A 22,666-nucleotide genomic window follows, 5' to 3' on the forward strand; every position below is an offset into this window, starting at 1 on the left:
GACTCTGACCTCCCCAGAGGGGAGGTGACATCAGTTTTACCCTCCCTCCGGGAGGGGCGGCCGCAGGAGGCGGCCGGGGAGGGGGAGATGCCTGAAATTGGAACGTTCTATTTCTAACACCGCGAGCCCCACCCAGAGCCGGCTACCACCGACTCTGACCTCCCCGGAGGGGAGGTGACATCAGTTTTACCCTCCCTCCGGGAGGGTCGGCCGTAGGAAGCGGCCGGGGAGGGTTCGGTGCCTGAAGTTGGCACGGTCTATTTCTAACACCGCGAACCCCACCCAGAGCCGGCTGCCGCCGACTCTGACCTCCCCAAAGGGGAGGTGAAATCATGTTTACCCTCCCTCCGGGAGGGTCGGCCGCAGGAGGCGGCCGGGGAGGGGTAGATGCCTGAGATTGGCACGTTCTATTTCTAACACTGCGAGCCCCACCCAGAGCCGGCTACCGCCGACTCTGACGTCCCCGGAGGGGAGGTGAAATCAGGACGCTCCGCTCCATTTCTCGGTTGACGCTTCGGCTTGGGAATCGTTACAGAGCATGCACCATGAGACTCACGTTGCTCCGTATGACGCTCCTTTGCGCCGGGATTGCCCTTGGCGTCGGTTGTCGCACGCGCGCTTCGATCGCGATTTGGACTCCACCCGCACTCCAGTCCACTGTGGGCAAGCGGGTGGCCGTGGCTCAAGTGGTCGGTCCCGAGAAAATCGCAAAGAAAATACAAACTCAATTCATTGCCTCGGCTCCTCGAGACGACGGACGTGAACTCGAGCTTGTCGACTCTGAAACGCTGCAAGCGAAGTCAGCGATTCGCTTGGTTGCTGCGACCGATGACGAATCGAGTGATGTCGCGCTCGCATCGGTGGCGCGTCGCGAAGGGTACGACTATCTGTTGCGTGGCGAAGTGTTACCCGAGCGGACCCACGGCTCACGCCCTGCCGACCCAGACAAATTGACGATCTCGTGGCGTTTGACCGCCATGGATGATCATTTGCCGTCGGGCGGAAAACCGGTGGTGGTGGAACGCGACGCGGCGGTCAAACGTTATCCCGACTTGGCACTGATTACGGATCCCGAGGACCAAATGGTTGCCGCGGCGGTGCGCGAATCCTACCGCTTGTTGGCGCCGTCGCTTGATTACGAAACGGTATCGCTTGCCGCTCCGATACTAACGTTGGGGAAATCCGATGTGCTGCGTGGCAACGCGGCGGCGCGGCAAGGCGATTGGCAAGAGGCGACGAAGTACTGGACCAAGGCGGCTGAAGAGCATCCGTTGCAGGTAGCCGCAACACACAACTTGGCATTGGCCGCCGCTGCTTCGCAAGATTTCTCGCGAGCCAAACAACTCGCTCGCAAAGCGGTTCGGCAATGTCCATTGCCGATGTACCAACGGACCTCCGTTTGGATCGAGCGTGCTCAGCGGCAATACCACGAAGCATTCAATTTGCCTGATCCGCCCGAAGGCTGGTTCGTGACTCGTCGTTAAAAGGCCACCAGAAAGATGGCAACGCTGGCGACTAGCCGAGCTCTTCGAGCCGGCCACTGCTGTCGCCAATCGACTCGGCGGGCGTTCCCATTTTGTCCAGCATCGATAGGAACAGATTGGCCATCGGACGCTCGGACTTGGTCTCGATGTAACGTCCTGTACGAATTTGTCCCCCAGCGCCGCCGGCGAGCACGATTGGCAAATCTTCATGGCGGTGGCGGTTGCCATCGCTGATTCCGCTGCCGTACAAGACCATGGATTGATCCAACAGCGTGCCTTCGCCTTCCTGGATCGATTCGAGACGCTCAAGGAAGTAGGCGAATTGTTCCACCAAGTAGCGGTCGATCTTTTTCAGCTGCGCGACTTGTTCTTCTTGATTGCGATGATGGCTCAGTTGGTGATGCCCTTCTTTGACACCGATTTCCGAGTATCGCCGACTGCCACCGGCCGAGTCGAGCATCAACGTGGCGACTCGGGTGGTGTCGGTTTGGAACCCGACCGCCATGATGTCGTACATCAGCCGTGCGTGTTCACGAAACGCCTCGACTCGGCCATAGGGAACTTCCAAGTCCGGCATCGCGGCACGATCCGCTTGCTCGCTACGCAAAATTCTCGCTTCGATTTCACTGACGCTGGTGAAGTATTCGTCTAGTTTGCGTTGGTCCGACCGGCCGACGTTTTTCATCAATCGTTTGGCATCGGCCGCCACCACGTCCAGAATACTCTTGCGATAAAAATCACGTTCACGCCGGGCTGCGTCGCTGCCGGTGTCGAACATGCGTTCGAAAGCCATCCTGGGACTGACTTCCTTGGGCATCGGCTGCGTCTCGCTACGCCACGAGATGTTGGACGAATAAGCACAGCTGTATCCACTGTCACAGCTGCCCGCATTGCGGCTGCCTTGCAAACCGAGTTCGATCGATGGCAATGTCGTCTTGCCGGCCAATTGGCTGGCCGCGACTTGGTCGACCGAAATCCCAAGCTTAATGTTGCTGCTGGTTTTCACAGGACGAGCGGCGGTCAAGAAGGTCGCGCCGCCGCGAGCGTGATCGCCTGCACCATCCTTGTGCGCTCGTCCATTGTCGTGCGCAAGTCCGGAGATCACGTTGATTTTGGACTTGAATGGCGCCAGCGGTTTTAGCGACGTCGAAAGCTGCCAATCATCGCCGCTGCCGGTCGGTTTCCATTCGGGAACGATCACTCCGTTGGGAAAGAAAATGCACGCCATGCGGACGGGTTTCTCCGCCACCGCAGTTGCACTCGATGCAAACGCGCTTCGCGCGATCGGAGTCATCGATTCGAGCAGTGGCAGCCCCATGGCAAGTCCGGCACCGCGAAGCATCGTTCGTCGACTGATTGGCTGGCTCATCGTTTCTCCTCCGAGAGTTTATTTTAGTTGGAACGCGAGTGGTTCTGAAAGGGACGACTACGCACCACTTCAAGAATCAAGTCCGTGAAGCGATATTCTTCTTTTGCGGTGTTTTCTGCGATCAATTCGATCACGCAGCGATCCGCAGGCGACAGTTCTCGCCCAAGTGAAAAGGTCAGCAGACGGCGAATTGCGGTTCGGGCGAACGCATCTTTTTCACTATTGCCCAGCATCTCGGCCAAATCGGCCGCGCCCGAAAAACGACGCCCGCCAGGCAGTTCACCTGAGGCGTCAATTTTTGACTTGGGCGTTGATTCGCGAAATTGACCCACGGCATCAAACTGTTCTAAACCAAATCCGAGTTGGTCCATCACGCGGTGACACGCGGCGCAACTTGGATCGGCACGATGAATCTCGAGCTGTTCGCGGAACGAGGCATTGGCGTCTGCGGTTTGCGTTTCCTCTAGCTCTGGGACTCCGGCCGGTGGATCCGGTGGCGGGGTGCCGAGGATGTTTTCGAGAATCCATTTGCCTCGCTGCACCGGCGAAGTGCGGTTAGGATTGCTGGTCAGCGTCAACACGCTGGCGTGCGAGAGGACTCCGCGGCGAGGAGTGGTTTTCAGTGACACCCGCTCGAATTGTTCCTTGCCACTGTGTGTTGTGTTGTAGAACTTAGCAAGTTGCGGATTAAGGAACGTGTAGTCAGCGGTTAGCAGTTCATGTGCAGGCCGGTTTTCGCGAACCAGATGCATGAACAATCGCTCGGTTTCTTCGGACATCGCCTTGGCAAGCGAGTCGTTGTATTTGGGGAAAAGCCTTTCGTCGGCTTCATGACCGTTCAGGTTGCGAAGTCCTAACCACTGAGCTGCGAATTCGCTACCGAGTGCATCGGCGCGATCATCCTTCAGCATGCGGCGAACGTGATCCTCGATCGCTTTGCCTTCTAACTTTCCTTCGTCCGCTGTCTTTAACAACGCTTCGTCGGGCGTGCTGCTCCACAAGAAATAGGATAATCGTGTTGCCAATTGATGCTGTGTGAGTTGCGGTTCGGCGGAATCGTTTTCTGCGGATTTGGTGCCTGCGGATTTGTTATCTGCGGGAGTTTCGACGCGAAACAGGAAGCGAGGCGACATCAAGATCCCCGTCACCGCGATTTGCAGTCCGCGGTAATAGCTCTCGTCACGCTGGGTGGCAATTTCGACCAGCGAAGCAAATTGTTTGACTTCGTCGTCGCTGACCGGTCCGCGAAACGCTCGTCGCATCAGCGGTTTAAGACATTCGCTGGCTGCTTCGACGACGTTCTTCCACTGCTTTTTGCCGCCATCGTAGCTGGCGGTTTTGCGAACGATTTCCAAATGTGATTTTGGCAGTTCGCTTTTACGCGATCCCCGCGGTCCGTCCACGCGAAGTCGTCGGACCATGTGAGGGTATTTGCCCAAGTCGAACTTGCCACTCGGTTGTAACGCCTTTTTGCTGTCCTCGTGCTGCTTGGCAATCACTTCGGCAGTCAGGTCATCCTGCTGCTTGAACTTCGTTTTGCCCACCTCAGCATCGTCCGCAATCGGAGCAATTCGGAAACGATGCATCCCTTTTTTCAGTTGGAAACGCTGTTCTTTGCTTTGACTGCTGCCACTGCCGCCAAAATATCCAAGCTCGTATTTGGCAAGCAGGGTTCCATCGTTGTCAAAGATGCCAAATTGTCCCGGTTTCGCTTTCTCGTCGGTGACTCCGCCATACAGACGCACCGAGTATTCGCCGTCGACCGGTACGTCGACTTCGGTCCACACGTAGGCGTCGGGATCCAAGAAGCGACCATTAAAACTTCCTGTCTTTGACTCTCCGCGAACGAACAAGCGATCGCTGGCCAGATCGGCGGCCAATTTGGGAAGCGTCTCGGGATCGATGATGACGTGAGTGGCGACGGTTTCGGCCGCCTCGAAATACTTTTCGATTAACAGGGGCGACAATGTCAAAACGTCACCGTTGTTGTCGAACCCTCCGCCAACTTCGTCTGAGGGAAACGCGTCGGCGGGACGAAGGTCGATGTGAAACAGGTCGCGAATCGTATTGTTGTATTCGGACCGATTCAGCCGACGGGTGGTGGCGTTGCTCGGTGCCCGACGCGAATTACAAGCGACGCTGTAGAGGATTTGTTCAAGCGACGCGACCAAAGCCTTCCGCTCTTCGTCGGTCGGCAGATCGGCATCCTCCGGCGGCATGGCCCCAAACCGAACGATCTCTAACACCCGTTCGACCGATCCGAGGTCGGCATCGATCGATTGGATGTCCTGGTAGACGTTTAGATTGAGCCCCGCGTCGCCATCTTCGGAATCATGACAATCGACACAGAGCCGCTCGACGAGTGGCCAACCGGTCTTTTGCCACGACTGGACCGCAGCCTGCAAGTCGCCGGGGCCGCTTCCCTGGGGGGCGGCGGATGATTCTGCAGCAGACGGTTTTGCCGCGTCTTGTTTAGTAGCGGTGTCTTGCTGAGCAACGACGGTCCGAGTCCCGGCAAAGCCGAGGGCAATGCAGGTCAGGAAGATGATCGCGCGAAACGGCATTATGGGAAAATGCAAGGAATTTCAGGGGTGGGAATAATGAATTCGGGTGGGGTGATGAATTCGTGTTGGATCGTGAATTCGCGTGGAATGGTGATACAGTCGCAATCGATCCACCGACGAAGATCGGTCGATTTCTCACGATTCGGATCAGAATCGAGTCGGTGCGATGTTGCGGGGGGGCGGGTGTAAGGTGGGATGTGATCGAAATCACATTAAACGTCATTGTACGACATTCGCTGGTGCGATCCAGCATAATTTAACCGTTTACACCGCTGAAACGGCGTGTGACGGCAGATTTAATTTGAACTTGCGGTGAAAACTACCGTTTTCCCTGTAAATGGGGGCCGATTCAGTCGTTATGCGGGATTTAAATAAACCGACAGGGGCGTCCATTTTTGTCAACACACGCGATCGTCGAAGTCGCTTCGACCACGAGCTGATCGCCACGTTGGATGCGGTATTCGTGGTAAAGACGGACTTTTTTGGCATCGACCAGGGTGGTGGTCACGGTAAGAACATCGTCAAATTCCGCCGCAGCGAAATACTTAATATTCATTTCAGTGACAACTAACATCCGACCCGACGCTTCGAATTGCTTGTAGCTGATCCCCCCCGCCCGCAGCATTTCGACCCGGCCTCGCTCGAAATAATTCAAGTAATTGGCGTGGTGAACGCGTCTCTGTCCATCGGTTTCGTTGTATTCGACTCGGACTTCGATTTGGTGAGTTGAGCCGTTTTTCAGTAGATCCGAATCCATCAAGCTTCCTGTTTATCCGTTTAATCGTGCGAAATTGGTCCGAATTTGACAATTTGGACTCGTCTCGGTGTTGAGCCCAGAATTGGCGAAGATTGACCATGAATGTGGTCGAAGCGTAAACTTCTTCTTGATTTTCTATCAGTAATCACGCACAAAAACGAGCTTACGATGAGCGTTGGCGATGGATCCGATTCAGTGACCGCATATCAAACTTCGCGTGGTCGAAATTATCCGGCGCTTCGCCAGTTTACGGTTTTCTTGGAAAATCGCGTTGGCCAGCTTTTGGAAGTGGTCAAACGGTTCGAGGGGACCGGGATTCGCATTTGTGCTCTTTCGATCAGTGACGCTGCGGAATGCGCATTTGTGCGTTTCTTGGTGAGTGACGCGGATCGAGGACGCGAAATTCTTGAACGCAGCGGTTTGGCGATCATCGAGACCGATCTGATTGGTGTCGAACTGCCGACGGGCCCGCAGCCGCTGCTGCGAGTTTGCACCGCGCTGCTGCAGGCCGAATTGAATATCGTGCAAGCGTATCCGCTGCTGGTTCGTCCTCATGGAAAGCCCGCAGTGGCTATCATGGTCGAGAATATCGATTTCGCGATGAAAACGTTGCAAGAGAAAGGTTTTCAAATTTTGACCGAAGGCGATTTGGAAGATAATCCCATCAACGAACAATAGAGAGGCCGAACCGCAGCAGGGCGATGTCCCGGCATGTTGCGAAAAGAGAGTGAAGAGTAGGGCGAATCTTTTTCATGTCGAGTTTGTGCAAGTTAAGCGTAGCGGAATTCGTCAACGGCTTGTTGTTTTAGTCGTACGATGGACTTCCTAGTCCGTCGAATACGCCATTGACGGACTAGAAAGTCCGTCATACACCCTTGCCGCAGGAAACTTCACTAAATTAACAAGCCGCCAACGGATGATTGATGTAGTGAGCCGCGACGCGTCAGCGGCCGGGTTCCCACGCACGCCCTGGCCCACACACGCCCCGGTGCCTCACGGCCGACGGCTAACCGTTTTGATTTGGCGTTTGCCACGGTTTCGTCACCTTCGAAACGCCGCCGAGTGTCCAAGTCGCTAAGTTCGGGTCACGCCGTTTCAAGATCGGGCGGGTAGCGTTTGATCCATTCGCGTAGCGTGCCTCGGTGAATCCCCAGCATGTCGGCGGCCGCGGCCCGATTGCCGTCGGTGTGCGCGAGCACGAGTCGCAGCAAGGTCGGCATTGCGGCGGCTTGAAATCGCTCGTTCAGATCCGTCAGATTTTCGCTTCCCGCTGCTAGCTCTTGCGTCGTCCACGAGGCCACGGCTTTACCGAGTGAATTGGGTGGCGCGTCGGCGGTACTGTTACGATTTTGTCGTTCCTCGGGAAAGTCACTGAGCAACAACGGACGACCTCGTGCGATCACCGAAGCATGTTCGACCGCGTTTCGCAGCTCGCGAACATTCCCCCACCAAGAACGCTTTTTTAAGGCATCGATCAACGAAGAATCGATGGCATTTTTAGGCGAAGGATAGCCCAGCCGTGTTAGAAAGTACTCGATCAACATGGGAATGTCCTCGCTGCGATGCCGCAGCGGAGGCAGTCGGATTGATACCGCGCTAAGTCGATACAGCAGGTCCTCGCGGAAGGTACCCTCTTGGACCGCCTGTTCAAGATCGCGATTGGTTGCTGCGATGATGCGCACATTCGATCGTCGTGCCGCCACATCACCGACGGCGGTAAATTCGCCCTGCTCTAACACACGCAATAGCTTGGCTTGGATTGCCAAAGGAAGTTCGCCGATCTCATCAAGCAAAATCGATCCTTCGCTGGCAAGTTCGAACAGTCCGGCACGATTGGAATCGGCGCCGGTAAATGCGCCTTTGACATGCCCAAACAACTCGCTCTCAATCACGGTTTCGCTAAGGGACACCGGAGCAATGGGCAGATACGGTTTATCACTACGGCGACTATGGCGATGAATGGCCGCAGCGGCAAGTTCTTTGCCGGTGCCTGTTTCACCGGTAATCAAAACGGATAAATCGCTATCGGCCACCAATGCGATTTGGCGAAACACTTGCTGCATTGCTGCCGATTTTCCCACCAATAACGAAGCGTCGCTCGGCGGAACGGTGTCGGGTTCGTCTGGCGTCAGCCGGCCGCCGACACGCAATGCTTGCTCACATGCTTTCGCCGCGTCTTCGAGCCGAAACGGTTTGGTTAAATAATCGCATGCGCCGGCATGGACCGCTCCCACGGCCGTCTCGAGATCGCCGAATGCCGTCATCACAATCACCGGGGCTCCGTTTGTAGCGGCTTGCAACTTCGGCAGAGCGGTAATCCCGTCTTCACCCGGCAAACGAACATCCAGTAGGATTAAATCCAGTGGACGTGACTGAGCGATTTTGAGTGCATCTTCGGCAGACGAGGCGATCAGCACTTCGTGACCTGCGCTACTCAGTAATCGTTCAAACCCCCAGCAAATGGAGGGTTCATCGTCGACGACAAGGATACTGCGTTTTGCGTTCATAACGGCGTGTTCGCGGATGGCGAGGGAGGCGTGGTGCTGATTTGCGTGGTCATCGTAAACTGAGTCCATCCGTCGTTTCGTTCCCATTTTACGCTGCCGCCATGACGTTGTGCGGTTCGCCGAACCAGCGGCAGTCCGAGCCCAAGGCCCTCGGGTTTGCTGGTGACAAAGGGTTCAAAAATCTCGTCCGCAAGTTGCTCGGGAGGGCCAGGACCGTTGTCGCCAATCACAATTTGACATTTCTGGTCATGAGTCAACGCCACACGAATTCGAACTTCCGTTCCGACTTCGATCGCATTGAGAATCAAGTTGGACGCCGCTGCCGAGTAGCTCGGGCCGTCACCAATCATGACATCGTCGAGTTTCTCATCCACAGACCACTGCAACGCAACGTGCCGATGTTTGGCGATCGGATTGATGCTGTTTTGCAGATGGTGGATGCAATCGAGCAGACGTTCTGGGCGATCCTCGTCCTGCTTGCCCGCCGCGACTAACGTAAGCTGACGCACGTAGTCTTCGGTTTGTTCAATCTGGTCGAGGGCGACTTGAAGAGTGGTGTCCTCGGAATCAGAGCAGCTTCGTCGATGCAGTTCGATCGCCATTCGAGCTCCCGTCAAACTATTGCGTAGTTGATGGGCCATCCCGGATGCAAGTTGGTGTAGCAGCTTTTCGCCCTGTGTACGCGTCAATTGTTGCCACATTTGCGCTAGTTGATCCGACATGCGTTGGACCGAGGCCCCGAGTAGCCCTAGTTCATCGATCGGGTCGGTGGGGATTTCCGTGTCGAAATGGCCTTCGGCAATTTGGTTCACTTGACGCTGGAGATACGACAACCGGCTCGTTAATCGATGCGTGATCCAAAACGTGATCGATGACAATAGCAAGATCGTTGAGAAACCGGTGGCAAGCGGAAACGCCGCCGCCTGGATCCGAGCACGATACAGGTCGTTGTAGTTGAACAGCACGGCGATTCGGTCGACGCCATCGTTGCCCGCCGCAGGACCGTGACGAGAGAAAATCCGGTACAGAAAAACTTCCGATCCCATCGTCACCTTTTGAAAATCGCTAGTCTCGGGTGCAACAGGCGGATGCCTCCAGTGGTTCTCGGGTACCGGGATCGATGCATTGATGACGTTTCCTCGCCTGCCGATCGTGATCAATTCGGTGTGGGTCAGGTCCGAAAGCGATTGCGTGATCGACTGAGTGAGAGGAAACGGTGCCCCGACAAGCGTCGCCTCGATCGCTTGGTATCGCGTCTCGATCTGTTCACGCGACAACCGATCCCCCGAGCGATAGGAGGCCCATGCCACGACAATTGCCGCGATCATGGAAACCATGACCAACGGCAACAACAGTCGCAGTCGAAGCGATCGAAAACGGGGACTCACGTAGAATGTCTCTGAGGATCGAGGCGAAAGGCTCAATCATACTCCGAGGACGTGTAGTCGAAAACGCGGCGGTTGCAGCGGCGGATTCTTCACCTGCGCGGCGGGAAATCCGCCGCCGGCGGCGCCGAAGAAGCAGTGAACGCGATGCAAGCGATCGGGTTAGGCCTTGACGACCCGAGTGTCGGACTTGATGCCGTTGGTGGCATTGCGAGTGTCGATCACAAGTTGTGACCAATCGCATAGCTGTTGGTAATCGACGTTGGCATGAGCGGTTGCAATCAACGTCAAATCGAAACTTCCCACCGTCGATTGATCCCACGCGATCGATTCGGTCCCAGCCCAATGAGCGTGTTCGCGGCTCGGGCGAATCACCGGGATATAGGGATCGTAAAAGGCGACTTCGGCACCTGCGTTTTTGAGCATCTCGAGCAGGATATACCCCGGCGATTCACGATCGTCATCGACATTGGCTTTGTAGGACAGGCCTACCAACAACACTTTGCTGCCGTTGAGCGGTTTGCGAACCGAGTTGAGTGCTTCGGCCACCTTGTGAACGACATAGGTTGGCATCGACGTATTGATTTCGCCCGCCAGTTCGATGAAGCGAGTGGCTTGGCCGTACTCGCGCGCTTTCCAGGTCAAGTAAAACGGATCGATCGGGATGCAGTGGCCGCCGAGTCCGGGGCCAGGATAAAACGGCATGTAGCCAAACGGTTTGGTCTTTGCTGCTTCGATCACTTCCCAAACGTCGATCCCCATTGCTTCGTAGACGACCTTTAGCTCGTTCACCAACGCGATGTTGATGCTGCGAAAGATATTCTCGAGCAACTTGGTGGCTTCGGCGGCGCGACAGCTTGAAACCGGTACAACACGTTCAACGGCGCGTGAATAGAGTTCTTTGGCTTGCTCTAAGCATGCAGGCGTCAATCCACCGACAACTTTAGGGATCTTGGCTACCTTGCTATCTGGGTTTCCCGGGTCTTCTCGCTCGGGTGAAAACGCAAGATGAAAATCCTTTCCGGCCGTCAATCCGGAACCTTGCTCGAGGACTTCGCGTAAATCTTCGTCCGTGGTGCCTGGATAGGTGGTCGATTCGAGGACCACCAAAATGCCTGGTTTCAGATAAGGGGCAATCGCAGCGCCGGTTTTCAGAATGTACGAAATGTCGGGTTCGCGGTTCTTGTTCAGCGGGCTCGGCACACAGATCACCACTGCTCGTGATTCGCTGACCAATGAAAAGTCGGTGCTTGCTTTTAACCGGCCCGCGTTGACTTGATCGGCGATCGATTCGGCAGGGATATGGTGGATGTACGACTTGCCCGCGTTGATTGCGTTTACTTTGGCGGCGTCGATATCTAATCCCAAAACCTGGCAGTCGTTTTTGGCAAACTGGAGCCCCAAGGGCAAACCGACGTAACCGAGTCCTACAATGGCAAGATCGTTCATGAAAATCGCGGGTGCTAAGAGAAGAAATGTGTCTAGTTGGGATATCTTATCCTGATTCAGTGGGGGCTGCATTGCAATGTGCCATCCCCGTGGGACCACACAAATAAGCAACCGTGCTGAAACTTCGCATTGGTTAAGTTCAACTCGGAACGGATTTCAAATATTGGCCGTAATCATTATTAAAACCGCTTGCTAACCTCAGTAATTGTTCGCGATCGATGAAACCGTTCAGGTAGGCGATTTCTTCAGGGCAGGCAATTTTCAGTCCTTGACGTTTTTCGACAGCGGCCACGAAGTTGCAGGCATCCAGCAGCGAATCCTTGGTTCCCGTATCGAGCCAAGCAAAGCCACGCGAAAATAGCTCGACCGTCAGTTCACCTTTGTCCATGTAAATGCGATTGACATCGGTGATCTCCAGTTCACCACGCGCCGACGGTTTCAGGTTTGCCGCGATCTCGACGATCGAATTGTCGTAAAAGTACAGCCCGGGAACGGCGAAATTTGATTTGGGGTGTTGTGGTTTTTCCTCGATCGAAATGACATTTCCGGAGGCATCAAATTCGACCACGCCGTAACGCTCGGGGTCGGTCACGCGGTAGCCAAACACCGTGGCACCCACCTCTTTCTGAGCTGCCGCCGCCAAGGTTCTGCGGAACCCCTGGCCGTAGAAAATGTTGTCACCCAGAACGAGGGCAACACGGTCATCGCCAATGAAGTCGGCACCAATCACAAACGCTTGCGCTAGTCCCTCTGGCTTGGGCTGTTCAGCGTATTGCAGTTGGATTCCCCAGTCAGCCCCGTCACCGAGAAGCCGCTTGAACGCAGGCAAGTCGTGCGGAGTCGAGATCAATAAAAATTCACGAATGCCTGCCAGCATCAAAGTCGAAAGCGGATAGTAAACCATCGGCTTGTCGTAGATGGGGATCAACTGCTTGCTAACGCCGCGCGTCGCGGGGTGTAGTCGTGTGCCAGAGCCACCTGCCAGGATGATACCCTTCATCTTTGACCCTTCGTCGATGTTTGATTGGTGAGGTTACAAGCGGTGCGGAACAGCAGGTAAATCGAATGGGGAGTTATGGTTCGTCGATAGCCGTCCACGATTTCAACGCCTGCTCGATGGCCTCATGAACAGGTGTCAATTGGATGCCTGTGGAAAGCAATTTCGAACTATCCATCACACAATTCGAGCGAGGCGTTTTGGCGGCTCGCTGCATGAATTCACTTTCGTCGACAAAGAACGTGAATTTCTTATTCGGTAGCAAATGGGTGTTGATCAAATCCGCGACTTCACGTGTGGTGATTCGCCCTGGATTGGTGATGTTGTAGATCCCCGTTTCGACTCGACGCGTCCATGTCTGGTAACTCGCACGAACAAATTCATTCAAGTGAGAAATTGAATTGGTTGCTTCCAATAGCGTGTCGTAACGCATCAACTTGGTTAGATAATTTCGCGACGTGGCTTCGTGATTGAAGGGGATCCGCAAACGCCAGATATAGCAGTTTTCAGCACCCGCCAAGACTTCCTCGCCGAGTGCTTTGGTGCCTGAATAGAAACTGCAATGGTTGGCGCGAAATGAAAAGTTCGGTGTATCCATTTCGCGGAAACCACCGCCATCGGCACGCTCGCCGGTGTAGATACAACCAGACGAAACATGTCCCCAGCAAAGGTTTTCCGATTCACAAGCTTCGCGAACAATCCCAGGCAAGACGGCATTGCCCATCAAGCATTCGGCCTTGTGCAGTTCGCATGCATCGACGTTCGGTTTGCCTGTATAGCCTGCTGCGTTAATTAGAAATTCGGGTTTAGTTTCCCGAATCAAACGGATTAACGAATCGCGATCGGCATAATTAATCTCTCGTCGTGAGACGCCTCGATACGAAATCCCCTGCTGCTCAAACAGCTTTGCAAATTCGTTACCGATGTAACCACGACTGCCGAGGATTAAAATCATGCTTCGCTACAACACAGGGGATGCTGAGTAGGAGGTTGCTGAACCATGCGTATCGAATCGTTGCAGTATCAGTGCCGTTGGACCAACGATGTCCCCCATGCAGCTAGTTGCTTTTGCCGATTGCAAAGATTTCGAATCCAATCTTCGTCAGCTTTTGTCGATCCAAAATATTCCGTCCATCATAGACGAACGCAGGTTTCTGCATCGTGTCATAGATGCGATCGTAGTCGAGTTCGCGGAATTCATCCCATTCGGTCAAAACGGCGATGGCATGAGCTTGATTTGCAGCGTCGTACGCATTGTTGACGACCGTTACATTGGAATGGACAAGTTCTCGGTCGGTTTCCGAGACGGTTCCAGACAAGTCGCCCAGCGCGGTTAGCAACTCGGAAACGATCGTCTCCTTTGAAACTTTGGGATCATAAATGACCAAGCGAGCACGCTCGCGTAGCAGATCACGACAAACATAGATCGCGGCGCTTTCACGCGTATCGTTGGTGTCTTTTTTGAACGCGAATCCCCAAATGGCAATCTTTTTGTCGCTCACGGTGTTGAACATCGTGCGGCAGATGCGTTCGGCAAATCGCCGTTTTTGGTAGTCGTTCATGATCACGACTTGTTCCCAGTAATCGGCAACTTCGCGAAGCCCAAAGTGTTCGCACAGATAGACAAGGTTCAGAATGTCTTTCTGAAAACAGCTGCCTCCGAAACCGACAGAGGCTTTCAAGAATTTGGGGCCAATTCTCGAGTCGGTGCCAATCGCTTTAGAGACTTCGTCGATATCCGCTTCGGTCGCTTCGCACAATGCCGAAATCGCATTGATGCTGGACACGCGTTGAGCCAAGAAGGCGTTGGCGGTCAACTTGGATAGTTCGCTGCTCCATAGATTGGTCGTCAAGATTTTGTCGCGAGCCACCCATTGGCCATAGACGTCAGCCAACGCTTTTACGGCGGTCTCGGATTCGCCGCCAATCAGCACGCGGTCCGGTTCGAGCAAGTCGGCGATCGCGGTTCCTTCGGCAAGGAACTCTGGGTTGCTCAAGACATCGAATGTCGCTCCGTTACTGGACGACGACAGGATGCGTTTGACGGCTTCAGCGGTCCGCACGGGAAGCGTCGATTTTTCGACAACGATCTTGTGCCCCTTGGAAACCTTGGCGATTTGACGGGCGCATTTTTCAATAAATTCAAGGTTCGCGGCGCGACCCGCTCCGATGCCAAAATGCTTCGTTGGCGTGTTCACCGCGATAAAGATCATGTCGGCTTCGGCAATCGCTTGATCGACATTGGTCGAAAACGTCAAATTGCGACCGCGGGCTTCACGAACGACTTCGTCGAGGCCTGGTTCGTAGACCGGCAGCTCGTCGGAGTTCCATGCGTCGATGCGACTTTGGTTCAAATCGACAACGTGAACGGAAATTTGCGGACACTGTTTGGCGATCATCGCCATTGTTGGACCGCCGACGTAACCAGCGCCAATGCAACATATCTTCATGAGACTAAAACAAGCGTATGAGGGAAAGTTTTGAGTGGTGAACGCGGATGGAATCGGTCAGTGTTCGGCTTGCGAGCACGCGGGGACAATTTGGCGAATGATCAACTTAATCAAACGTGCTGAATCGGCAGTGGTGCGGTGAGCGCTTGCAGATAAGCGGATGCTTCCGGCGACACGACGCAAATCGCCAAAGGGGTGGTGGTCATCGATCGCTTATGATGCCGTGGAGTTGCGTGGTGACGTTTCGCTGAGTGAAGATGCGTTTTTCGCTAACAGTTGTTCCCGATCGTGTTGGACCATTTCCTTGGCGAGCTCCGGAAGCGTGACGTTGGCTTTCCAGTTTAGTTGCCGAAACGCCTTGGATGGATCGCCGATTAGTCGTTGGACTTCTGATGGACGCATAAACGCTTTGTCCTGACGTACATACGGTCGCCAATCCAGGTCGACGGCATCGAATGCGGCTGCCAGGAAGTTTTCGACAGTATGCTGAGTGCCCGTTGCAAGAATGAAATCGTCGGCTGTTTCCTGCTGCAGCATCAGCCACATGCCTTGAACGTAGTCGGGGGCATAGCCCCAGTCTCGGACGGTATCGAGCGAACCGAGGACCAATTCGTTTTGCAATCCCATGGAGATCGCTGCGGCGGCACGGGTGATTTTACGCGTAACAAATGACTCGCCGCGTCGAGGTGATTCGTGGTTGTAGCAGATTGCGTTACAAGCAAACAAACCAAACGATTCGCGATACAGCGTCACCATTTGTGTGGCAAAGGCTTTGGCGACACCGTAAGGGGTGACAGGACGCATCGGGGTCATTTCATTTTGTGGTGACTCCAGTGGTCGGCCAAAGATTTCGCTGCTGCTGATATGCGCAAAGCGAGGACGCTTATCGAGGTCTCGTAGGATTTCCAGCAGCTTCAATGTCCCCATCGCAGTGAATTGACAGGTCGTTTCAGGGATCTCGAAACTGGCACCGACATGACTCTGGCCAGCTAAGTGGTAGACTTCGTCCGGCGCCGTGCGTGTCAAAATCCGACGTATGGTGGTCGTGTCGTCGAGATCCGCGTAATGCAAAAACAGACGCTGGTTGTAAATCGACGTGTCGTGAAAAAGATGGTCCAATCGAGTCCGCTGGGTGGTGCTGCTGCGTCGCACCAAACCGTGAACGGTATACCCTTGCTCGAGGAGCCATTCGGTTAGGTAGGATCCGTCTTGACCGGTGATTCCTGTGATCAGTGCTGACTTCATCCTATCAACTCCAATTGGCAATCCTCGAGCTTGACGCTGACGCCTTGCTCCATAAAGCGAACGCAAACGAGCAGCCGCGTCTCTTGTTCGCGGCGGAGGATCGTGCCCTCGTAACCGGCGAATGATCCGCTGCGAATTCGTACCTGTTGTCCCGGCTCAAGACGACTTTCGATCGTCATCGGAACGCCGAGTTCGATCAAACTTTGGATCTGTCGTAGATCGGCGACAAATTCGTCGACCTCGGTAATCTCCGTTGCCTTTTGGACGCAGCCGCTACAGATCGCTTGGTAACGAGCTTCGTCGTTCTCGCCACACACGAAAATGTAATTGCTAAACAGCGGGACATAGGATGTCCGCATCCGTCCGGCAGGGGAACGTTTTCGCTGGGGAACCATCGGTCCGTAGTGCCAAACCTCGTGCTTCTGCAGGTGCCGCATCAATTGCTTTTCCTGCCGCGATTTGGTGTACATCAACCACCAAATCTTGGATTCTGCGGTTGGGTGGCTGAGCAGATCCTCGGGAAAACAATCGGGTTCTTGAGGCAAGATCGGCATCGATGGTCTGGTATGGAGGATTCGGCAGCGCTCTCCCGTTCGTCTTCGCAATCAAACACGACGGGATGCGAATCGCACAAAAAACAAGAGACAGCTAGGCAAGATGATCTGTCTTGCGGGTGGCGACAACCTTAGCTTAGCAAACCCAGGACAAGTTTTTAATGCTGCCAAGGTCTCTACCAGTTCTAACGAACGAACCGATTCGCCCATTTTAACGTTGACCGCAAGCAAATGAGCCTAGAGCGAACTCAACGCGGCTTTGTCATCGGAATCTTCCTTCTCGTGCTTTGACGGCCGAGCAGGACTCGTCGGTTTTGGCCAAAAGAAGGCTCCAGAATCGACGGCGGGCTGTTTTTCAAGCGATTCAATGACGTAATCAATCTGCGGATTCAGTTCGTTGAGTTGCTCGATAAAGCTGGCAATGTGCGAGTAAACATGAGGCGATTTTGCGGGAGCGACCATTTCGAGCCGTCCGATCACCAATTCGCTGCCATCCTTGGTACGTCGTGTAAAGAGCGGAACGCACATGGTCAATTGGTGTGATTTTTCAGGCAAACGCACACTGTGCCACGACGCATGATAGCCTTCGTGTAACCAAGCTAGATTGAGGTCAATTTTGACGCTAGCGAGGTCGTGCGATTGAGCGAGTTCGACAATCGGTTCCCAGACGGTGTCCCAGGAACCCGATCCTTGAAGTGCATGTTTGCGATGTTGTTTTTTTTCCTCGCAAACAATCGGCGATGTCGAAAACGAGTGGCAGAAATGGATTGCCCGCGTGACAAGCAGTTTTGATTCCGCATGTCCAAAGGAGCGAGTGAAAATCAAAGTGCCTAGCGCCAGGATGACTCCGACGATCGAAAGCCAAGGCAGCGAATAGTAAGTGGATACGTAGGCCAAGGTCGACGTGATCAAACAAAGCCCCGCCACGACGGCGAGCATCCCCAGACTGCCGTATTTTGCCTGCAATAAATGATGCAAATGGGCGCGGTCGGTAATGTAAATACTGCGTCCGGTGAGCCACCGCCGCAAGATGGCCGCGGTCGAGTCGAATAGAGGCAGCGCCAAAATGGCGACGGGGGCCGAAGCCAAGACCGTGGATTCCTTGGTGTTGCTCCAGATCGCAAGGACGCCCACGAAGAATCCGATCATCATGCTGCCGGCGTCACCGAGATAGATGGTCGCGGGAGGGCGATTGAAGGCGAGAAAACCGAGTAGGGCGCCCGACAGTGAAAAACACAGTACGGCGGTCAAATTAATGCCTGACCGACTACTCAGAAATCCAAGTCCCGCGCAAACGATGCAGCCGACGGTCGTGGCCATTCCGTCGGCGCCGTCGATCAGATTTAGCGCATTGATGGCAATGAGCAGCCAAAGCATGGTGATGGGAAATGCCAGATTCCCAAGCGAAATCTCGAACCCCATCAGGTTGATTTGGCGAATCACGGTGCCGCTTCCCACAACGCTTGCTACGATCAGACACTGAAACAATAGCTTCTGTCGACCTCGCAATGGCCAGCGATCGTCGATCAATCCCACCACTAAAACGGCAGCCGCTGCAAAAATCAGCACATACCAGCTGGGGTTGAAGTAGCCAAGCGAAAAATCGTTGAAATTTCGATCGATCAGTACCGTGGAAACGAAGCCCACCAACAGCGAAGCGAATACGGCAACTCCCCCACCCAACGCAATCGGTACTCGGTGGAGCTTTCGTTCGCTGTCAGGCTTGTCGATCATTCCGCAGCGGATCGCCAACGCTCGTACCATTGGGACGAGCAATAGCGCACTTACTAGCGAAATGGTAAGACAGGCTAACAGCAGCCAATTCATATCGTTTGCCTAAGAAAAGGAAGTCTTGTTCGATACTCTAGATGCGATTCTTGGGAAATGCCGAGATGAAATTGGCCAAAACGTCACATTGTCTGTGGAGTTGTTGGTCAAAATAATCGCGAGTCCCATCGGCAGCAGCGGTGTCACACAAAGTGATCAATGAGCACCATCCCGATCGGCCAACTGACGTTCCTAATGTACATCGCGCTGTTGCTTAAACAATAGGATGCATCGGGTGGCGTGGCAACGTCTGCCGAGGGGTTCTGTAATCCGAAATTCGTTTAAGGGGACTATTCGGAGATCGGTCGCGTTTTAAAGGGAGTTTCCTGGACACCAGTATAGAAGTGGAACTTGGAATACGAATCCGCAAATGGGCGGAAAAAAGCGGATTTAACAGGATCCTTAACTTCTATCCGCGATTGTCCACCCGCCACCGGGTGGTGATATCGCGATCAATCCGCTCGCTCGGCACAACCGCCAAAACCGTCCCAATGCGTGTTTTCGTGATTTTTGGTTAATCCCGCATAGCCCTCCCGGCGATAAATAGGGTTGAGCGGGTGTTCTTTCTAGCACAACCCGCACAAATAGTAGGACTAGAACACGGAATGCCTTTGCTGCCAAAGGGGGGCCAAATGGCGATTCGTTCAAAAATTTTGCCGCAATCACGAATCAGCGTCCAAAGTGGCGTCGCGGCTGGAACACGTAATTTGAGCCGAAATTCTTCCCCGTCGTTGGCGTGCAATCGCTTGGGACGCGGAGGGCGAGCCGTGCCTCGCCGCTTGAGTCATCAAGTTGGCAGGGTGAACCGGCTCGCTCGTACTGCACTGTTCGCTGGACTCTCGCTGGTCGTGCTTGGCACGGGTGGGTGTTCGATGTTCAGTGGTGCGGCCCGGCAATTGAGGAACCATGACGGGCTCAATGAATTTATGATTGGCCATCGCAACAAGACGATGGCGGCGAAGGCGTGGCATTGCCAGAAGGCTAACTTCTGTAATCCATCAAGCGCTTTTAAAGATGGTTTCTACGCAGGTTATATGGATATTTGCAACGGAGGCAGCGGCTGTACGCCCGCGATTGCTCCGTCGCAGTATTGGGGATGGATGTATCAGTCATCCAACGGCCAACTTGCCGTCAATGATTGGTTTGCTGGGTTCCCGATGGGAGTCAAGGCAGCCGAGCAAGACGGCGTGGGGCATTGGAGCAATGTGCAAACATCCTATGGTGCGACATCGCCAAACATGGCGGCCGCCCCACTGCCTGTGCAGACCGCGCCGACGGTGCTTGAACACCAGCTGCCGACGCCGCTGGAGAGTCCGTTTTTGGATGCGGATGACGAAGAGCCTGAGTTGATCGAGCCGGCTGAAATGGACGGCGACGTGATCGGGCCTCAAGATCGGCTTCAAGGTGCTCAGGGTTTGCATCAGAAAGACTCGTCTTTCCCGATGCAAAACGGAGGCGGCTACCGCTTCTCGGCATCCTCGGATTCGATCCCGGATCTCGAGCCCAAGGCGAGCGAAGAAGTGAGCTACTCCGACGCCGAAGTCTTGGACGCGGATTCGATTGTCGATCAGGTTTTTGCTGATCAAGGCTTCAAGAGTCCAACCGCAACGACTGAAGATACCGCTGGCTCGGCTCCTGTAGTCGATGCACCAGCAAGCAAGTTGCCGTTCAGCTTTCAATAAGCACGGAAAATTTTAAGTTCTGGCGACGCCAAGAAAGCGCCCCAATTACGCATACGCATTGTCCATCAGTTAGAGAGTTCAGGGATGAACAGGAAACCTTTGCAAGCCAAAAAACGGGCGCTCCGTGTACTGCGGTCCATCAAGACCGTGGCTGCCGCCGGCCTTTTTTGCACAGCCTTCAGTGGCTGCTCAACGCTGACGCAGCCGATTGACGGTGTGCCCGCGAATCGATTGCCGCCTCAGTTTTTCGCCGAGCCGAAGAACGATTTAGTGCCTGTGGATATTTCGCTGCTCTCGCTCGAGCCGCCACGCGATTATCAATTGGCCGGTGGCGACATCCTTGGTGTCTACATCGAAGGCGTGTTGCCGTTTAATCCGCCCAATGCACCTCCAGAGCCACCGCCGGTAAACTTCCCGGACGCTCAGAGCACACTGCCGCCATCGATCGGTTACCCGATCGCGGTGCAAGACGATGGAACGTTGGCGCTGCCGCTGATCGAACCTTTGAAAGTCGAAGGGTTGACGCTTGAGCAGGTTCGCGAAGCGATTCGCGATGCCTATATCGACAGCGAGATCTTGCGTCCTGAAAAAGCACGCCCGATCGTGACGATCATCAAGGAGCGAACCTACGATGTGATCGTTGTTCGTGAAGATGGTGGAAATCTAAGCACCCAGAACATCGCTGCGGACTTCATTCGTGGAACCAGCGACCGAAGTGCAAGCGGAGCGATGGTGAAGTTGCCCGCCTACCAAAACGACGTCCTGCATGCATTGGTCGAAACGGGTGGTTTGCCAGGTCTGAATGCGAAAAACGAAGTAAAAGTGCTTCGTGCAAGCCTAGCGGATCAGCGAAAACGAGCTCAGTTCATGCAGCAGTTCTACGCTCAGCAGCAGGCCGCTCGTTTGGATCCTTGTGCCTGTCCCCCTGAGTTGCCCGAAGATCCTTCGATTTTGAGAATTCCACTGCGAGTCAAACCAGGTGTGGTGCCGAATATTTCGGCAAAAGACATCGAATTGAAAGATGGCGATATCGTTTACATCGAATCTCGCGAGACCGAAGTCTTCTACACCGGAGGATTGTTGCCCGGCGGCGAACATTCGCTGCCACGTGACTACGACCTCGATATCTTGGGAGCCATGGCGATTGCGGGGCAAGGGGTTGGAAGTGCCGCGAGAACCGGCGGTGGATCGACGTTCGGCGTCGGAAGTGTCGGTGGAGTGCCCCCAGGGCGAGTCTATATCCTTCGCAAAACACCGTGTGACGGGCAAGTTGCGATCGAGGTGGACCTAGCCAAGGCGATCAATGACCCGCGTCAACGACCGCTGATCCAAGCTGGTGACACCATCATCTTGCAGTACAAGTGCGAGGAAGAGCTGTTGAACTTCGGGCTGGGAAGCTTCTTCACCTACGGTATTACCGAACTGTTCCGAAACTAAGTAGCTGATCTGTTTGACCAGCTAGCGAAACCTAGATGCCGCTTCATGAAACACGTTTCATGGAGCGGCATTTTTTTTGGCACCTTCAGCGGTCTTTGCGGCTATCGAGGAAGGTTCATCGCAGCGAAGGGATCGAGGTCGAACTTGTTTCGCGTCGATAAGAAATCGATGGTAAATGTTTATTTCGAGGTTCGTTCGAATATGCCGCGAACCGTGTCATCGGCAATGCGGTTGGGATCGCACGACTGTGCGTGGAATCGTCTTGACGCCAAAACGAGTTGCTCAGAAGCCTTTTTCCTCTAAGAGGCCGTGAGGTTTTGAAGGTAGCGGAAGTCGTCAAGACTTTCGACTCACGGGAAATGTCCCTGAAACTCTTGTCGGACCGTTTGTCTCAGCAAGATGTGAATGGAATTGTGAGCCGAGAGCCGAGAACCCAACGCCATTTACTTAGGTGCTACACGGCGAGAACTGTCACTGGGCGGCGCAAGCCCAGTGCCATCGACTTTGGGTAGCGATGTGCTGTGGGGCCCGACCGGTTGCGGCGAACAAACCGTTCGATTTTGACCGGGCGGCTCGCGCCGCTATAAACACCGCACGTTTAGAGCGAGCATCGATGGCATTGGGCTACGCCCGTTCGTCGCACCTCGATGCGAGCAGCTGTAGATTGTGAAACCCCGTTCGGTGCGCGCACGAAAAAACCCGTCTCGGCTGGCGACAGTCCGAAACGGGTTTTCGTTTTTGATTTGGTGATGACACAGATCCGAGGATCTGAATTCTGTTGAGTTAGCTGGAGGTCATTTTCACAAAGTGGATGCCACTCAGCAAGCTGAGGTCGATCCATTTCTAAATTCCTTAGAAAGGAGGTGATCCAGCCGCAGGTTCCCCTACGGCTACCTTGTTACGACTTAGTCCCAATTGTCGAGCTGACCTTCGGCGCCTGCCTCCTTACGGTTAGCTTG

16 protein-coding genes and 1 rRNA gene are annotated in these 22,666 nt (G+C 54.4%); 4 read left to right on the forward strand and 13 right to left on the reverse strand.

The features are described 5' to 3' along the window. Positions 1 to 566: 566 nt before the first annotated feature. Complete coding sequence (locus ABEA92_RS27595) at positions 567 to 1,484, forward strand: hypothetical protein (RefSeq protein ID WP_345688423.1); 918 nt, start codon at positions 567 to 569, stop codon at positions 1,482 to 1,484. Between the two features lie 31 nt (positions 1,485 to 1,515). On the opposite strand, the gene ABEA92_RS27600 is transcribed toward ABEA92_RS27595, so the two are convergent. The 3 genes from ABEA92_RS27600 to ABEA92_RS27610 form a co-directional block, all read right to left on the reverse strand. Further along, complete coding sequence (locus ABEA92_RS27600; protein WP_345688425.1) at positions 1,516 to 2,853, reverse strand: DUF1552 domain-containing protein; 1,338 nt, start codon at positions 2,851 to 2,853, stop codon at positions 1,516 to 1,518. Between the two features lie 23 nt (positions 2,854 to 2,876). Beyond that, the gene (locus ABEA92_RS27605; RefSeq protein ID WP_345688427.1) at positions 2,877 to 5,432 is read right to left on the reverse strand and encodes a DUF1592 domain-containing protein; all 2,556 of its coding nucleotides are present in this window, start codon (positions 5,430 to 5,432) and stop codon (positions 2,877 to 2,879) included. Between the two features lie 352 nt (positions 5,433 to 5,784). Continuing rightward, positions 5,785 to 6,174 carry an acyl-CoA thioesterase gene (locus ABEA92_RS27610; protein WP_345688429.1) on the reverse strand — a complete coding sequence of 130 codons (390 nt, stop codon included), beginning with the start codon at positions 6,172 to 6,174 and terminating at the stop codon, positions 5,785 to 5,787. A gap of 168 nt (positions 6,175 to 6,342) precedes the next feature. Here ABEA92_RS27610 and ABEA92_RS27615 point away from each other — a divergent pair, with 168 nt between their 5' ends. Beyond that, the gene (locus tag ABEA92_RS27615; protein ID WP_345688431.1) at positions 6,343 to 6,852 is read left to right on the forward strand and encodes an acetolactate synthase; all 510 of its coding nucleotides are present in this window, start codon (positions 6,343 to 6,345) and stop codon (positions 6,850 to 6,852) included. Between the two features lie 407 nt (positions 6,853 to 7,259). On the opposite strand, the gene ABEA92_RS27620 is transcribed toward ABEA92_RS27615, so the two are convergent. From ABEA92_RS27620 to ABEA92_RS27660, 9 genes are all read right to left on the reverse strand, one after another. Then, positions 7,260 to 8,681 (reverse strand): sigma-54-dependent transcriptional regulator, encoded by a 1,422-nt coding sequence (locus ABEA92_RS27620; RefSeq protein WP_345688433.1) that lies wholly within the window; start codon positions 8,679 to 8,681, stop codon positions 7,260 to 7,262. Next, positions 8,678 to 10,069, reverse strand: coding sequence for a sensor histidine kinase (locus ABEA92_RS27625; protein ID WP_345688435.1), 1,392 nt, complete (start codon positions 10,067 to 10,069; stop codon positions 8,678 to 8,680). Before ABEA92_RS27625 ends, ABEA92_RS27620 begins: the two co-directional genes overlap by 4 nt. Positions 10,070 to 10,228: 159 nt before the next feature. Beyond that, complete coding sequence (locus tag ABEA92_RS27630; protein WP_345688437.1) at positions 10,229 to 11,515, reverse strand: nucleotide sugar dehydrogenase; 1,287 nt, start codon at positions 11,513 to 11,515, stop codon at positions 10,229 to 10,231. A 139-nt stretch (positions 11,516 to 11,654) separates the two neighbouring features. After that, positions 11,655 to 12,515 carry a glucose-1-phosphate thymidylyltransferase RfbA gene (gene rfbA, locus ABEA92_RS27635; RefSeq protein WP_345688439.1) on the reverse strand — a complete coding sequence of 287 codons (861 nt, stop codon included), beginning with the start codon at positions 12,513 to 12,515 and terminating at the stop codon, positions 11,655 to 11,657. Positions 12,516 to 12,588: 73 nt separating this feature from the next. Next, a complete protein-coding gene (locus ABEA92_RS27640) occupies positions 12,589 to 13,467 on the reverse strand; it encodes a sugar nucleotide-binding protein (protein WP_345688441.1) in 879 nt (292 codons plus the stop codon). A 103-nt stretch (positions 13,468 to 13,570) separates the two neighbouring features. Further along, the gene (locus ABEA92_RS27645) at positions 13,571 to 14,962 is read right to left on the reverse strand and encodes a UDP-glucose 6-dehydrogenase (protein WP_345688443.1); all 1,392 of its coding nucleotides are present in this window, start codon (positions 14,960 to 14,962) and stop codon (positions 13,571 to 13,573) included. 213 nt (positions 14,963 to 15,175) lie between these two features. Further along, a complete protein-coding gene (locus ABEA92_RS27650) occupies positions 15,176 to 16,207 on the reverse strand; it encodes a GDP-mannose 4,6-dehydratase (RefSeq protein ID WP_345688445.1) in 1,032 nt (343 codons plus the stop codon). Further along, complete coding sequence (gene nusG, locus ABEA92_RS27655) at positions 16,204 to 16,761, reverse strand: transcription termination/antitermination protein NusG (RefSeq protein WP_345688447.1); 558 nt, start codon at positions 16,759 to 16,761, stop codon at positions 16,204 to 16,206. Before nusG ends, ABEA92_RS27650 begins: the two co-directional genes overlap by 4 nt. Positions 16,762 to 16,998: 237 nt before the next feature. Next, complete coding sequence (locus tag ABEA92_RS27660) at positions 16,999 to 18,588, reverse strand: glycosyltransferase family 4 protein (RefSeq protein ID WP_345688449.1); 1,590 nt, start codon at positions 18,586 to 18,588, stop codon at positions 16,999 to 17,001. 632 nt (positions 18,589 to 19,220) lie between these two features. On the opposite strand from ABEA92_RS27660, the gene ABEA92_RS27665 reads away from it, so the two are divergent. Together ABEA92_RS27665 and ABEA92_RS27670 are read left to right on the forward strand one after the other, a co-directional pair. Next, positions 19,221 to 20,270: a hypothetical protein gene (locus ABEA92_RS27665; RefSeq protein WP_345688451.1), complete on the forward strand. Its 1,050-nt coding sequence runs from the start codon at positions 19,221 to 19,223 to the stop codon at positions 20,268 to 20,270. 84 nt (positions 20,271 to 20,354) lie between these two features. After that, complete coding sequence (locus tag ABEA92_RS27670) at positions 20,355 to 21,707, forward strand: polysaccharide biosynthesis/export family protein (RefSeq protein WP_345688453.1); 1,353 nt, start codon at positions 20,355 to 20,357, stop codon at positions 21,705 to 21,707. Positions 21,708 to 22,563: 856 nt separating this feature from the next. On the opposite strand, the gene ABEA92_RS27675 is transcribed toward ABEA92_RS27670, so the two are convergent. Next, positions 22,564 to 22,666, reverse strand: a 16S ribosomal RNA gene (locus ABEA92_RS27675); the annotation flags it as partial.

It is taken from the genome of Novipirellula caenicola (assembly GCF_039545035.1).
Lineage (GTDB): Bacteria > Planctomycetota > Planctomycetia > Pirellulales > Pirellulaceae > Novipirellula > Novipirellula caenicola.

Excerpts from the sequence above, each read along its gene's own strand:
- ABEA92_RS27660 (WP_345688449.1), bottom strand. The coding sequence starts at position 18,588 with ATGAATTGGCTGCTGTTAGCCTGTCTTACCATTTCGCTAGTAAGTGCG.
- ABEA92_RS27630 (WP_345688437.1), bottom strand. The coding sequence starts at position 11,515 with ATGAACGATCTTGCCATTGTAGGACTCGGTTACGTCGGTTTGCCCTTG.
- rfbA (WP_345688439.1), bottom strand. The coding sequence starts at position 12,515 with ATGAAGGGTATCATCCTGGCAGGTGGCTCTGGCACACGACTACACCCC.
- ABEA92_RS27640 (WP_345688441.1), bottom strand. The coding sequence starts at position 13,467 with ATGATTTTAATCCTCGGCAGTCGTGGTTACATCGGTAACGAATTTGCA.
- ABEA92_RS27595 (WP_345688423.1), top strand. The coding sequence starts at position 567 with ATGACGCTCCTTTGCGCCGGGATTGCCCTTGGCGTCGGTTGTCGCACG.
- ABEA92_RS27620 (WP_345688433.1), bottom strand. The coding sequence starts at position 8,681 with ATGAACGCAAAACGCAGTATCCTTGTCGTCGACGATGAACCCTCCATT.
- ABEA92_RS27615 (WP_345688431.1), top strand. The coding sequence starts at position 6,343 with ATGAGCGTTGGCGATGGATCCGATTCAGTGACCGCATATCAAACTTCG.
- ABEA92_RS27600 (WP_345688425.1), bottom strand. The coding sequence starts at position 2,853 with ATGAGCCAGCCAATCAGTCGACGAACGATGCTTCGCGGTGCCGGACTT.
- ABEA92_RS27665 (WP_345688451.1), top strand. The coding sequence starts at position 19,221 with ATGGCGATTCGTTCAAAAATTTTGCCGCAATCACGAATCAGCGTCCAA.
- ABEA92_RS27645 (WP_345688443.1), bottom strand. The coding sequence starts at position 14,962 with ATGAAGATATGTTGCATTGGCGCTGGTTACGTCGGCGGTCCAACAATG.
- ABEA92_RS27650 (WP_345688445.1), bottom strand. The coding sequence starts at position 16,207 with ATGAAGTCAGCACTGATCACAGGAATCACCGGTCAAGACGGATCCTAC.
- ABEA92_RS27610 (WP_345688429.1), bottom strand. The coding sequence starts at position 6,174 with ATGGATTCGGATCTACTGAAAAACGGCTCAACTCACCAAATCGAAGTC.
- nusG (WP_345688447.1), bottom strand. The coding sequence starts at position 16,761 with ATGCCGATCTTGCCTCAAGAACCCGATTGTTTTCCCGAGGATCTGCTC.
- ABEA92_RS27670 (WP_345688453.1), top strand. The coding sequence starts at position 20,355 with ATGAACAGGAAACCTTTGCAAGCCAAAAAACGGGCGCTCCGTGTACTG.